Source organism: Planctomonas sp. JC2975, from assembly GCF_012985205.1.
In the GTDB taxonomy this organism is placed as follows: Bacteria; Actinomycetota; Actinomycetes; order Actinomycetales; family Microbacteriaceae; genus Humibacter.
In genome coordinates this window covers 1570205-1583716 of record NZ_JABEKS010000001.1, presented here as the reverse complement: position 1 = coordinate 1583716, position 13512 = coordinate 1570205, and the positions used below count along the sequence as shown (strand labels likewise).

The following is a 13512-nucleotide window of genomic DNA, read 5'->3' as shown; positions in this document are numbered from 1 at the left end:
GAGGCGATTTCTGCGCCGCCGGCGTCTCGGCCGACGGATACGAGAAAGAAGCCTCAGTCCCTCGGGCTGTGCGTCTCGATCGCGATGATCCCTGAGGACGGATTCGTCGCAGACAGGTGCACGACCGAGTACTCGCCCACCTCGAGAGCCGCGGCATCCCTGATGTAGCTGCCGGTCGTCGTGCCGGTCGCGAGCGCGATCTCGCGCAGCACGTCCGGGATGACGGGTCCGTGGCTGCACAACACCGCCGTCTTGCGGGATCGCACGCGCTTGCCGATCACCTCACGAATGCCGGCGGCCGCCTCGCCGTCCTCCCAGAGGTCCTGCGAGAGCTTGGCCGTGCGCTTGGGCTCGATGCCGTACGCGGCGACGAGCGGCGCGACGGTGGCGACGCACCGCACGGCGGTCGAGGTGATGATCCGCTTCGGCATCCAGGCAGCGATCGTGGGAACGTTGCTCGCCGCCTGAAGGATGCCGGTCTTCGTGAGCGGGCGCAACGCATCCGCTCCCTTCCAGCCTGAGCGCGGTGCGGCCTTGGCGTGCCGCAGCACGATGAGCGCGAACGTCTTCGTCACGCCTTCGTCGTAGAGCGCTGCCCACTGGTCGACGATCTCGGCGTCGCGCTTGTAGCTGAGGTACTTGCGCATGCGGCGCAGTGGCACCCACTCGATCGCGGCGATCTCGTCGTTCGGCACGAACGTCGACGCCTGCACGGCGCGCTCGGTGACCTCGGCGGCCCAGTAGTGCACGAACTTCTCGCGCCCGCTGGAGATGACGTAGTTCGTGATGCCCAGCGGCACTCCGAGCGCGATCTGCAGGCCGGTCTCCTCGAGAACCTCGCGCTGGGCCGCCTGGGGGAGCGTCTCGCCCGGATCGACCTTGCCCTTCGGCAGCGTGACGTCGCCGTACTTCGCGCGGTGCACGACCAGAATGTGCGGGGTTCCGTCGACGATGCGCCAGCACACGGCGCCACCGGCGTAGATGACCGTGTCGGTCACCGGCGGCTGCCAGAACGCGGGCGCTGGGTGATCAACTGCATGAGCCTATTCTGCAGGTCGTCGAGCGGCTGTCCATCCTGGTCCAGGTTGTGCCGCACCCAGCTGCCGTCGGACTCCAGCCACCACGACGACGTGCGGTCGTCCATGGCGCGATCGAACAGGTCGCCCAGTTCTGCGATGTGCGCGGCATCCGTCAGTCTTACCAGCGCCTCGACGCGTCGGTCGAGGTTGCGGTGCATCATGTCGGCGCTGCCGATGAAGACCTGCGGATCGCCGTCGTTCGCGAACGCGAAGATCCGCGAGTGCTCGAGGTACCTGCCCAGGATGGAGCGCACCCGGATGTTCGCGCTGTAGTCCTCCTGCCCGGCCTTCAGGCCGCAGATGCCACGCACCCACAGATCGATGGGCACCCCTGCCCGGCTCGCTCGGTAGAGCGCGTCGATGATCGCCTCGTCGACGATCGAGTTCACCTTGATGCGGATGCCGCTCGGTCGTCCGGACTCGGCATTGAGACGCTCGTTGTCGATGGCCTTGAGCAGCCCCTTGCGCAGGTGCAGCGGGGCGACGAGCAATCGCTTGAACTTCTTCTCGATCGCGTATCCGGAGAGCTCGTTGAACAGCCTGGTGAGATCCTTGCCCACCTGGTCGTCGTCCGTGAGGAGGCCGAGATCCTCGTAGATGCGCGAGGTCTTGGGGTTGTAGTTGCCCGTTCCGATGTGGCTGTAGTGCTTGAGAACGCCGTCTTCCTCGCGCACGACGAGCGCCAGCTTGCAGTGGGTCTTCAAGCCGACGAGCCCGTAGACGACGTGCACGCCGGCCTTCTCCAGTTTGCGCGCCCAGTCGATGTTGGCCTGCTCGTCGAATCTGGCCTTGATCTCCACGAGCGCGAGCACCTGCTTGCCGCGCTCGGCGGCGTCGATGAGCGCCTCCACGATCGGGCTGTCGCCGCTGGTGCGATACAGGGTCTGCTTGATGGCGAGCACGTGCGGATCCCTGGCGGCCTGCTCCAGGAACGCCTGAACGCTCGTGGCGAACGACTCGTACGGATGGTGCAGCAGGATCGGTCCCCGCTTGATGGACGCGAACACATCCGGCTTCGCGTTCGGCTCCAGCGGCATGAGCTGCGCGGCGGTCGTCGGCACATGCGTCGGATAGTGCAGCTCCGGACGATCGATCCTGGAGAACTCGAACAGCCCGCCGAGGTCGAGCGGAGCCGGCAGCCGGTAGACCTCCTGCTCGGTGATGTCCAGCTCGCGCACGAGAAGGCCGAGCGTGATCGGATCCATGTCTTCCGAGACCTCGAGCCGGATCGGCGGCCCGAACCGGCGACGCAGCAATTCCCGCTCCAGCGCCTGGATGAGGTTCTCCGTCTCGTCCTCGTCGACTTCGACATCCTCGTTGCGCGTCACCCGGAAAACGTGGTGCTCGAGCACCTCCATGCCGGGGAACAGGTCGCTCAGATGGTTGGCGATGAGGTCCTCGAGCATCATGAAGCGCATCTGGCCGACGGACTCGCGCTGATCGATGCGCACGAACCGGGGAAGCATCGTCGGCACCTTGAGCCTGGCGAACTGCTCTTTGCCGGTCTTCGAATTGCGCACCCGGATGGCGAGGTTGAGCGACAGCCCGGAGATGTACGGGAAGGGATGGGCCGGGTCCACCGCCAGCGGCATCAGCACCGGGAAGATCTGCCGGGAGAACACGTCGCGCATCTGAACACGGTCGGCGTCGTCGAGGCTGTCCCAGGTGGCTACGGAGATGCCGACCTGATCGAGCGCCGGAAGCACGCCGGCCTGGTAGGCATCGGCGTGACGCCGCTGCAGTTCGTGCCCCTTCTCCGAGATGTCGGCGAGCACGTCCACCGGCGCCCGTCCCGTGTTCGTCGGAACGGCGAGACCGGTCAGGATGCGTCGCTTGAGGCCCGCGACCCGCACCATGAAGAACTCGTCGAGGTTGCTCGCGAAGATGGCGAGGAAGTTGGATCGCTCGAGCACGGGGATCAGCGGATCCTCCGCCAGTTCCAGCACGCGCTGGTTGAACGCCAGCCAGCTCAACTCGCGATCGAGGTAGCGGTCAGGCGGAAGGCTCGGATCGAGCTGCGGATTCCACGGCTGCTCGAAGTCGTCATCGAATTCGGGGCTCAGCCCCGTGCCGATAATGGTGTCCTCGCCGTCCATCACTTCATCATGGCATCAGGGGAAGAACACGGGGTTAACTCGCGTCAGACCGCCTGCGGTGCACACTGCCGATATCGCGGCCACGGCCGTGTCCCGACTGCGTCGCTCACCGGCCGAACGGGTCGGCCGTGCGAGCGAGATCTCACGGTTTTTCCCTCGATCGCCTGTATTGCACGTCGATCGTGTCGTCCACGAAACCGATGCGACGGTACAGGGCGAGCGCGCGCTCGTTGTCCCCTTCGACGTAGAGGGATGCCCGCGTCGCATCGTTCTCGCGCATCCGGCGCAGCCCCTGCGTCAGCAGGAAGCGGCCGAGGCCTTTGCCTGCGGTGTCCGGATCGACGCCCAGCACGTACACCTCGCCTTCCGGCGAGCCCGGTTCGCGCTTCATCCAGTGGAAGCCGACCATGCGGTCGTCGGCATCCCGGGCGATCAGGAAGTCGCGTCCGTCGAACCAGGGCTCGGCTTCGCGCTCGGCGAGATCGGCAGCGGTCATCGAACCCTGCTCGGGATGCCTCGCGAAGGCGCGGGCGTTCAGCGCGAGCCAGTCGGCGGAGTCCGCGTCGTGATCGAACGTCGTGAGCCTGATGCCGTCCGGCGCACCGATCCCGGACCTGTCGCCGATCGCGGCGACGTCGTCGAGCCGCGGGAGCACGAGCCGCAGCAGGGTCCTCACGCGCTCGAATCCGTGGCTGGCTGCGAGAGCTCCGGCCGCCGGATGATTCCCGTGCGACCACGCAGACACGTCGCCTTCTAGCGACGGCAGCAGGCGCTCGAGCATGGCGGTCCCGTACCCGTGTCCGCGCTGCTCGGGGGCCACGACGAGGTCCAGCTCGCCTTCGGCTGTCGCCGCGGCGGCGACCACGATGCCGTCAAGGGCGCCAGTGTGCGCGACGCGACGGCCCGATGGCAGGTCGAGACGGGTCTGCTCGTTGAACGGATCGGTGCCGTCTGCTCGGTGCGCGGCATCCGCGATCCCGAGAACGTCCTGGAGCGCGTCGGCAGCCACTGTCGCGACGGTCAGCTGCGGCGCAGAGTCTCCGGACGACACGGAATCACGCTTCCTCGTCGTCGTCGATCACGTTGAAGCGGTAGCCGACGTTGCGCACCGTGCCGATGAGCGACTCGGAGTCGCCGAGCTTGGCGCGCAGCCGCCGCACGTGAACGTCTACCGTGCGGGTGCCGCCAAAGTAGTCGTAGCCCCACACCTCGCTGAGCAGCTGTTCGCGCGTGAACACTCGCGACGGATGCGTCGCGAGGAACCGCAGCAGCTCGAACTCCTTGAAGGTGAGGTCGAGCGGACGCCCGTGCACCTTCGCCGAGTAGCTCGCCTCATCGATCGTCACGCCCGACGCCTGGATCTTCGACTGCATCGGATCGTTCGAACGGCGGTCCATGGCGAGACGGATGCGGGCATCCGTCTCAGCGGGTCCGGCGCCCTCCAGCACGACGTCGTCGATGCTCCAGTCTCCGGTCACAGCGGTCAGTCCGCCCTCCGTGAGGACCAGCACGACAGGTGTCGAGTTGCCGGTCGTCGCAAGGATCTTGCACAGCGAGCGGGCGCCTGCGAGGTCGCGGCGCGCGTCCACCATGATCAGATCGGCGGCGGGCGCACCCACCAACGCTGATGCGTCTGCTGGGATCTGCCGCACTCGATGCGAGAGCAGGCCGAGCGCGGGCAGCACCTCGACCTGCGGCGTAGGCGTCAGCACCAAGAGTTGAGCCACGCGACCTCCCGCCGCCTCCGAAGTATCCCGATCCTATCGGAGCGGATTCCGCGCTGATCGCCTCGTGGCCGCACCCCGCGCAGGTCCATCCCGACCGTGTGCCATTGGCCCGACGCGGGGCTGCGGGGGAGAATGACCTGGTGACCCTCGAAAGCCCCGCTCCGCCCATGAGGTGGACGTCCATCGTTCCGGTGTGGGCGGCCACGGCGATCGCCGCCGTGCTGGTCGGTGTTTTCGCGTCGGCGCACGAGTACCTCGGATGGCTCGGCGTGGTCATGGCGGGCAGCATCCTCGTCACGATGGCCGTGCAACTGGGCACGCAGGACAAGCGCGGATTCGTCATGCGCATGGGTGCGAGCATCGTGGGATCCTTCGTTCTCCTTGCGCTCGCGACGGGCGTGCTGGCTCTGCTGCACCTCTGAGTGCGCCGGTCCCCGCCCGGCGCGCCGCGGTCGACTCGCGTGGATGGCTGGGTCTGTTGCGGCGTACACGCCGCCGCAACGTGGAGCGTGTTGCGTTAGCGAGGTGCGTCCGAGTCCCGACTGCCGGCACGTCCGGCGTCGCGGGGGAGGCCTGAAACGGGCCACAGCTCCTAGCTCCAGCGCGCACGCCGATAGACTGGGTGCCATGCTCGTCACCCTCGAACTCGTGTTCGTCGGCCTGCTCTCGCTGGCCGTCCTCGCGATTGCCGGCGTCTCCGTCCTCGTCGTCTACAACCTGTTCAGGGGCCAGCGCTGATCTCCATCCCAGAAGGGCTCCCCGCGGAGCTCGTTCCTCTCTCGTGGCTTCTCGGAGTCTGGGAGGGCACGGGCGTGCTCGACTACAAGGTCGGCGATGAGCACGTCGAGCGGGAGTTCGGCCAGCGGGTCAGCTTCACGCACGACGGACTTCCCGCTCTGGCATACAACTCGTACACCTGGCTGCTCGACGAGGAGCAGACGCCCCTCAGCACCGAGCTCGGGTACTGGCGGCTCAGCCGCACGCTCCTGCCGGAGGACGCCGGCCCCGGTCTTCTGCCCGGATCCGACGTGCGGCCATTCAGCACGGCGCAGTCGGTCGAGTCGCTGCGCACCTCGACGGGTGGATTCGACATCGAGGTGCAGATCCTGCATCCGGACGGCATCTCGGAGCTCTACCTGGGCCAGGTGAAAGGCCCTCGCATCGACCTGACGACGGATGCCGTTCTCCGCACCTCCGGCGCCAAGGACTACGCGGCGGCCACCCGGTTGTACGGCCTTGTGGAGTCGCACCTGCTGTGGGCGTGGGATATCGCGGCCCTCGGCCAGGATCTGCGCACCCACGCCTCCGCCCGCCTCGCCCGCACCGACCTGGCAGGCGGGTCCGACGACGGACACCCCATGGTCCAGCAGGCATCCGACGAGCAGCAGACATCCGCCGTGGATCACGGCGAGGACGAGGAGTGAGGATCGTGCCGTCCGAGCTGCCACGTTCCCCCTTCCTCGATCTCCCCGGTGCTGTCGCATCGGCCGACGACGGGGTCGATCGCCGAGTGCCGACCCACTACGGCAGCCCTCTCGCCGAGCAACGCGCCCTCGAAGCCGGAGGGGCGGTCGTCGACCTGTCGACCCGCGGCGTCGTCTCCATCTCCGGCGGCGACCGCTTGTCGTGGCTCGACTCGATGTCGAGCCAGTCGCTCCGCGCACTGGCGCCGGGATGCTCAGCGGAGGCACTCCTGCTCGACCCGTCAGGGCACGTCGAGCACGCGCTCCGTGTGATCGACGACGGCGAGACCACCTGGCTCCTCGTGGAACGCGACGACACGGATGCCGTGCTCGACTTCCTGCTCAAGATGCGGTTCATGCTGCGCGTCGAGCCCACCGATCGCACAGCAGAGTTCGCCACGATCGGCTCGCTGCTCGCTGCCGGATCCGAACTGGTGACAGCAGACGGACAGGCCGCAGGATCCGACGGTCTCGCAGGACTCCCGCCAGCCGTGGCCGGCGCAGCGGCGGCGTCGAACGGCGTCGCGCTCGTGTGGCACGATCCGTGGCCGGAGGTGGTCGCCGGCGGCCACCAGTACGCACGACCGGAGCATCAGCATCCCGGTGCCGCATATCGCTGGGTGGAAACGCTCGTCCCCCGGGACGCGCTCGGCGCGCTCGCCGAGGCAGTGGCAGCCGGCGAGTTGACGGCCGCAGGTGTGCTCGCCGCGGAGGCGCTGCGGATCGCCGCCTGGCGGCCCCGCCTGGCCGCCGAGGTGGACGAGCGCACCATTCCGCACGAGCTCGACTGGCTGCGCACCGCAGTCCACCTCAACAAGGGCTGCTACCGCGGACAGGAGACGATCGCCAAGGTGCACAACCTGGGCCATCCCCCACGCAGGATGGTGTTCCTGCACCTCGACGGGTCCCAGGGCGTGCAGGTGCCTGCCGGGGCGGAGGTGCTCGCGGGGGAGAACGTCGTGGGTCGCGTGACGTCGTCGGGCATCCATCACGAACTGGGGCCGATCGCGCTCGCCGTGGTGAAGCGCTCGACGGATCCGTCGGCCGACCTCGTGGTCCGGGTGGGCGACGAACTCGTCGCGGCCGCCCAGGAGACCATCGTTCCCACGGACGCCGGCGCCGAAGCCGATGTGCCGCGCATCCCGCGGCTGGGTGCCGTCACACGGGCGCCACGCGAGTCCACGGCACACTGACCTCGCCGAGTCGCCATCTCGTTCGGCCGCCGGTGACGGGCCAGCCGTCGGCGAGCATCCGCTCGATGGTGGCCAGCCAACGCTGCACCGGCCCGTAGGTCGACAGCGGCGCGGAGTGCATCCAGGCGGCGTCGAGCGCCGCGAGGTACGCGTGCACGGGCTCACCGGGAACGTTGCGATGGATGAGCGCTTTCGGCAGCCGCTCCGCGACGACTGACGGATGCTCCAGCCCCGACAGGCGCACCGACACCGTGAACGACACCGGCTCGTTCTCGTTCAGACCGACCCAGCTCGCAACGCGGCCGAGCTCGTCGCACGTCCCCTCCACGAGCAGTCCTCCCGGCCGCAGGCGCGAGCGGAGCAGTGTCCAGGCGTCAGCCACCTCCGACTCGTCGTACTGGCGCAGCACGTTGAACGCGCGGATGATCGCTGCCGGTGTGCCGTGCTGCGTCGGCACCTCGAATCCGCCGCGGCCGAACGACACGTGCGCGTCGGCACGGAACGGTGTCCGTCCTGCGCGCAGCTCCTGAAGCTGAACGGATGCCCGTTCCACCCGCTCCGGATCGATCTCCAGCCCCAGCACCCGCACGTCGTCCCGAACGCGACGCAGCCTGCGCTCCAGCTCAAACACCGTCACGCCGCTGGCCCCGTAGCCGAGGTCGACGACGAGCGGATCGGGTGCCCTCCGCAGCGCGGGTTGCGCCGCGATCCAGCGATCCACGCGGCGCAGGCGGTTCGTGTTCGTGGTTCCGCGGGTGATCGTGCCGACCGGGCGGCCTCGTCGCCTCTCGCCCGTGCCGCCTGCCATGCTTCAAGTATCCCGGCGGCTCGTCGTACCGGTGCGCGCCCGTGTCGCCGTCGCCGCCGTCGTCGTGAGCATCCTGGAGCGCCGATAAACTGGTGGCATGCCCTCTCCCTACACCTTGATCCTGCTGCGCCACGGCGAAAGCGAGTGGAACCAGAAGAATCTCTTCACGGGATGGGTCGATGTGCGGCTGTCCGAGAAGGGACGCGCGGAGGCAGCGCGCGCCGGTGAGCTGCTGGCATCCAGCGGCCTGCTGCCCGAGGTGCTGCACACCTCCGTGCTGTCGCGGGCGATCCAGACGGCGAACCTCGCGCTGGAGACCTCCGACCGCCTGTGGATCCCGGTGCGCCGCAGCTGGCGTCTCAACGAGCGTCACTACGGTGCGCTGCAGGGACTGGACAAGGCGGAGACCAAGGAGAAGTACGGCGACGAGCAGTTCATGCTGTGGCGTCGTTCGTTCGACGTGCCGCCGCCCGTTCTCGCCGACGACGCCGAGTACTCGCAGGTCGGCGACCCTCGCTATGCCGACCTCGGCGACGACGAGCTGCCCAGAACGGAGTGCCTCGAGGACGTCATCGAGCGGATGCTGCCCTACTGGTACTCCGACATAATCCCGGACCTGCAGGCAGGCAAGACCGTGCTGGTCACAGCGCACGGTAACTCGCTGCGCGCCCTGGTCAAGCACCTGGACGGCATCAGCGACGACGACATCGCCGAGCTGAACATCCCCACTGGCATCCCGCTGGTCTACCGCCTCGACGAGGACTTCAAGCCCCTCGGCCCCGGTGAGTACTTGGACCCGGAGGCTGCCGCCGCCGGCGCCGCCGCCGTGGCAGCCCAGGGCGCCAAGTAGCGCCAGCTGGCACCCCAAGGTGCCAGCCCCCCTACCCCGAGGGTGCCCGTTTCTCCGCTCGAGAGTCCCCGTTTCGCCTCCCGAGGGTGCCCGTTTCTCCGCTCGCGGGTGCCCGTTTCGCCGCTCGCGGGTGCCCGTTTCGCCGCTTGAGAGTGCCTGTTTCGCCGCTCGAGAGTGAGCGCTTCTCCGCTCGAGAGTGCCCGTTTCTCCGCTCGAGAGTGCGCGGTCGGCGTAGGGCGCCGGCACCCTTCCGGTCAGCGGGCGAGCGCGCTCACACCCGTGAGGCTGCGGCCGATGAGCAGGGCCTGGATGCTCTCCGTGCCCTCGTACGTGTGGATCGCCTCGATGTCGGCCATGTGCGTGATCACCCGGTTCTCCACCAGGATGCCGTTGCCGCCCAGCAGATCGCGTGCGTTCGCCGCGATCTGCCGCGCGGTGCGGGTGCAGTGGTACTTCGTCAGGGAGGCCTGCGTCGGGGTGAGCGTGCCGGCGGCATCCAGGTCGGCGACGCGGCGGCAGTAGAGCTGCATCGACGTGAGCTGCGACAGCATCTCCGTCAGGCGTTCCTGCACGATCTGGAACGACGCGAGCGGCTTGCCGAACTGGATGCGCTGCTTCGAGTAGCTCAGTGCCGCCTCGAACACCGCTGTCGCGTGTCCGAGTGCTGACCACGCCACCGCCGCGCGCGTTGCGAGAAGCACGGTCGACGTGTCCCGGAAGGTCCGCGCACCCGGCAGCAGGGCGTCGGCAGGCACGTGCACGTCATCGAGCGTGATGCGGGCCTGGTAGATGGCGCGGAGGGATCCCTTCCCCGTGATCGTCTCGGCTCGGTATCCGGGAGTGTCCTGCTCGACCAGGAAGCCGCGCACGTCGCCGTCGTCGTCACGCGCCCAGACCACCGTGACTCCGCCGACGGATCCGTTGCCTATCCACTTCTTCTCGCCGTTGATGACCCAGCCGTCGTCGGTACGGTGAGCCCTGGTCTCCAGAGACGTCGAGTCGGAGCCGTGATCGGGCTCGGTGAGTGCGAAGGCACCGTAGACCTCCGCCTTCGCCAGCGGCACGAGCCACTTCGCCTTCTGCTCATCGCTGCCGTGCAGCGCGATGCTGCGCAGCGCGAGACCGCCCTGTACGGCGATGACGGTGCCCATCGAGCCGTCGCCGCGCGAGACCTCCATGTTCACGAGGCCCGCTGCGAGCGGCGACATCGGGGAGAGGCCGTCGCCGACTACACCGTCGGTCAGGAGGTCGAGTTCACCGAGCCGGCGCACGACGTGGAGCGGATACTCCGCCTTGTCCCACGCGTCGGTGAGCTCGTCCTGCGTCTCGATCGAGAACTGCCGTGCCCGGTCCCAGAACGCTCGATCCTCCGCCGGGACATCGGCGAAGACCTCGTAGTAGTCCGTGTCGAGCGGGGTTGTGACGTCGTAGTCGGGCACAGCGGATCCTTCCAGACCGGGGCGGGATACCGACCATTGTCCGCCAGCCCTGTTGTGCGCGACGACTCGGTTGACGTCGCGCACAACACAGACACGGCCGACACCCGGCCGCGCCGTGCGTTTGCTCAGGAGGCCTCCGGCACCCAATCCCCGGTCACGAGGTACTGGACCTTCTTCGCGATGGAAACGGCGTGGTCCGCGAACCGCTCGTGGTAGCGCGACGCGAGGGTCGCATCCACCGTGTCGACGGCCTCGCCCTTCCACGTCTCGCCCAGCACCTTGTCGAAGACGCTCACGTGCAGCTCGTCGATGTCGTCGTCCTGGTCGCGGATCTCATCGGCGATGCGCGGATCCTGCGTGCGCAGCAACTCGACGAGGCGCTCGGCGATGAGCACGTCGAGGCGTCCCATCTCCTGGAATGTGCCGCGGAGGCTCTTCGGAACCACCTTGTCGGGGAAGCGGTAGCGGGCCAACTGCGCGATGTGCTCCGCGATGTCTCCCATCCGTTCCAGCGATGCACTGATGCGCAGCGCGCTCACCACGATGCGCAGGTCCCTGGCGACGGGATTCTGCCTGGCGAGGATCTGGATGGACAGCTCGTCCAGCACCACCGTGAGGGCGTCGATCTTCTGGTCGTTCTGGATGACCGTCTCCGCGAGCGAAACATCGCCCTCGTTGAACGCCTCCGTGGCGTTGCGGATGGAGACCACGACGAGCTCGGCGATCTCCACGAGGCGGTCTTGCACCTCCCGCATCTCGTGCTGGAATACGTCACGCATACTCGGCTGTCCTTCTCATGGCGCGCAGAAGGATCGGGCTGTCCGATCCCTTGTGTCATGGTCCCCATGACAGGTTAACGGGCGGTGTCCGAGGTCCGAACATTCCGCGAAGCGAAGCCCACCGGAGGCAACTTCGGGGCTGGGCACAGGGAGCGCGCCGCTAGCCTGACGGTATGGACTCCACCTGGTTGGTGCTGCTGTCTCTGGCACTCGGCCTCGTGGTCGGTGCCGGATTCGTGTGGCTGCTGTATTCGGCGGCGTCCAGAAGCCACCGCGCGACCGAGATCGTGAGTCCGACCGTGCCGGACGGCGTCGATCAGGTTCTTGAAGCCCTGCCGACCGCCGGCATCGTTGTGGATCCGAGCAACAACGTCGTGCGCGCATCCGCAGGCGCCTACGGACTCGGCCTGGTGTGGAACGCCGCGCTCAGCCAGCCGAGGCTCGTCGAGCTGGTCGACGCCGTGCGTCGCACCGGCGATCCGCTCGAGGAAGACCTCGAACTGGCGCGCAGCGCGCTGGGGGATGCCACGGTGCTGTTGACCGTGCGCGTCGCGCGACTGGGCTCCCGCTACATCCTGCTGCTCGCGGATGACCGCACGGAGGCCGTCCGACTGGAGCAGGTGCGAAGGGACTTCGTGGCGAACATCAGTCACGAGCTGAAGACGCCGATCGGTGCGATCAGCGTTCTCGCCGAGGCACTGGAGAGTGCGCCGGATGATCCCGAACAGGTGCGGCACTTCGCATCACGCCTCACGAACGAGGCGGGTCGTCTTGCCAGGCTGACCCAGGACATCATCGACCTCTCCCGGTTGCAGGCCGCGGACATCGTCCCGCACGCCGAGCGCGTCTCCATCGATCACGTCGTCACATCGGCCGTCGACCAGAACCGCGTGCTCGCCGAGTCCCGCGGCATCGAGCTGGCGACGGGAAGACACTCGCACGCCATCGTCTTCGGTGACGAGAACCTGCTGACCACCGCCGTGCACAATCTCATCTCGAACGCGGTCCGCTATTCGCCCGACCGCACCAGGGTGGGTATCGGAACGCGGCTGCACGACGGAATCGTGGAGATCACTGTCACCGATCAGGGTCCCGGAATCCCCGCGGATGACCTCGACCGGGTCTTCGAGCGGTTCTACCGCGTCGACCAGGCGCGCTCGCGGGCTACCGGCGGAACCGGCCTCGGCCTCTCCATCGTCAAGCACGCCGTGCAGAACCACGGCGGTGAGGTCCGTGTCTGGTCGAAGCCGGGCAGCGGATCCACCTTCACCATCCGGCTTCCGGAGGCGGAGCACATCGCCCCTGAACCTCTGAAACCAGGGCTCCCCAAGCAGGCGCCCGTCAAGCAAGGAGAACGTACGACATGACCCGCATCCTTTTGGTGGAAGACGAGGAAGCGCTGAGCGAGCCGCTCGCGTTCCTTCTGCGCCGTGAGGGATACGAGGTGGCGGTGGCCGACAACGGCCTCGGCGCGCTCGCGGAATTCGACCGCGACGGCGCCGACCTGGTCCTCCTCGACCTGATGCTTCCCGGCATGCCGGGCACGGAGGTGTGCAAGCAGCTCCGCACGCGATCCAGCGTCCCCATCATCATGCTGACGGCCAAGGACTCCGAGGTCGACATCGTCGTGGGGCTCGAGCTCGGGGCGGACGACTACGTCACCAAGCCGTATTCGACGAGGGAGCTACTGGCACGCATCCGTGCCGTGCTCCGCCGCCGTTCGGATGACGGGGACTTCGAGGATGGCATCCTCGAAGCCGGAACCGTTCGCATGGATGTGGACCGTCACACTGTGTCAGTCTCCGGCGCGGAGACGCCCATGCCGCTCAAGGAATTCGAGCTGCTCGAGCTCCTGCTGCGCAACGCCGGCCGCGTGCTCACCCGCGGGCAGCTCATCGATCGGGTGTGGGGAAGCGATTACTTCGGTGACACGAAGACGCTCGACGTGCACATCAAGCGCATCCGTTCGCGCATCGAGCCGAACCCGTCCGATCCGCAGATGCTCGTCACGGTTCGCGGACTCGGGTACCGCTTCGAGGCGAGCTGACTCGCCGCCGGCAACGCGAACGGCCCGCCGA

General features: G+C 67.9%; 12 protein-coding genes and 1 pseudogene. 6 read left to right on the top strand and 7 right to left on the bottom strand.

The features are described 5' to 3' along the window. Window positions 1-53 precede the first annotated feature (53 nt). From HII28_RS07335 to HII28_RS07320, 4 genes are all read right to left on the bottom strand, one after another. Window positions 54-998, bottom strand: a complete 945-nt coding sequence (locus tag HII28_RS07335; protein ID WP_170024800.1) for an NUDIX hydrolase — start codon at window positions 996-998, stop codon at window positions 54-56. Continuing rightward, window positions 995-3175: an RNA degradosome polyphosphate kinase gene (locus tag HII28_RS07330; protein ID WP_170024799.1), complete on the bottom strand. Its 2181-nt coding sequence runs from the start codon at window positions 3173-3175 to the stop codon at window positions 995-997. Before HII28_RS07330 ends, HII28_RS07335 begins: the two co-directional genes overlap by 4 nt. Before the next feature lie 142 nt (window positions 3176-3317). Further along, window positions 3318-4226 (bottom strand): mycothiol synthase, encoded by a 909-nt coding sequence (gene mshD / locus HII28_RS07325; protein WP_170024798.1) that lies wholly within the window; start codon window positions 4224-4226, stop codon window positions 3318-3320. Window positions 4227-4230: 4 nt separating this feature from the next. Next, window positions 4231-4902, bottom strand: a complete 672-nt coding sequence (locus HII28_RS07320; protein WP_170024797.1) for a response regulator transcription factor — start codon at window positions 4900-4902, stop codon at window positions 4231-4233. 140 nt (window positions 4903-5042) lie between these two features. Here HII28_RS07320 and HII28_RS07315 point away from each other — a divergent pair, with 140 nt between their 5' ends. From HII28_RS07315 to HII28_RS07305, 3 genes and pseudogenes are all read left to right on the top strand, one after another. Continuing rightward, the gene (locus HII28_RS07315) at window positions 5043-5324 is read left to right on the top strand and encodes a hypothetical protein (protein ID WP_170024796.1); all 282 of its coding nucleotides are present in this window, start codon (window positions 5043-5045) and stop codon (window positions 5322-5324) included. 312 nt (window positions 5325-5636) lie between these two features. After that, window positions 5637-6230, top strand: a pseudogene (locus HII28_RS07310) (FABP family protein); the annotation flags it as partial. Window positions 6231-6331: 101 nt separating this feature from the next. Continuing rightward, the gene (locus HII28_RS07305; protein ID WP_346769227.1) at window positions 6332-7558 is read left to right on the top strand and encodes a glycine cleavage T C-terminal barrel domain-containing protein; all 1227 of its coding nucleotides are present in this window, start codon (window positions 6332-6334) and stop codon (window positions 7556-7558) included. Here the strand turns inward: HII28_RS07305 and HII28_RS07300 are convergent. Further along, complete coding sequence (locus tag HII28_RS07300; protein ID WP_170024795.1) at window positions 7524-8366, bottom strand: class I SAM-dependent methyltransferase; 843 nt, start codon at window positions 8364-8366, stop codon at window positions 7524-7526. The genes HII28_RS07305 and HII28_RS07300 overlap by 35 nt on opposite strands. Window positions 8367-8463: 97 nt before the next feature. Between HII28_RS07300 and HII28_RS07295 the strand changes: the two genes are divergently transcribed. Beyond that, on the top strand, window positions 8464-9216 hold the full coding sequence (locus tag HII28_RS07295) for a phosphoglyceromutase (protein WP_170024794.1): 753 nt from the start codon (window positions 8464-8466) through the stop codon (window positions 9214-9216). Between the two features lie 254 nt (window positions 9217-9470). On the opposite strand, the gene HII28_RS07290 is transcribed toward HII28_RS07295, so the two are convergent. Both HII28_RS07290 and phoU read right to left on the bottom strand, forming a co-directional pair. Beyond that, window positions 9471-10670: an acyl-CoA dehydrogenase family protein gene (locus tag HII28_RS07290; protein ID WP_170026013.1), complete on the bottom strand. Its 1200-nt coding sequence runs from the start codon at window positions 10668-10670 to the stop codon at window positions 9471-9473. A 110-nt stretch (window positions 10671-10780) separates the two neighbouring features. Beyond that, on the bottom strand, window positions 10781-11434 hold the full coding sequence (phoU, locus tag HII28_RS07285; protein WP_170024793.1) for a phosphate signaling complex protein PhoU: 654 nt from the start codon (window positions 11432-11434) through the stop codon (window positions 10781-10783). Window positions 11435-11607: 173 nt separating this feature from the next. On the opposite strand from phoU, the gene HII28_RS07280 reads away from it, so the two are divergent. Continuing rightward, a complete protein-coding gene (locus HII28_RS07280) occupies window positions 11608-12801 on the top strand; it encodes an ATP-binding protein (protein WP_170024792.1) in 1194 nt (397 codons plus the stop codon). Beyond that, window positions 12798-13481: a response regulator transcription factor gene (locus tag HII28_RS07275; RefSeq protein ID WP_170024791.1), complete on the top strand. Its 684-nt coding sequence runs from the start codon at window positions 12798-12800 to the stop codon at window positions 13479-13481. The genes HII28_RS07280 and HII28_RS07275 overlap by 4 nt, the downstream gene beginning before the upstream one ends. Window positions 13482-13512 lie beyond the last annotated feature (31 nt).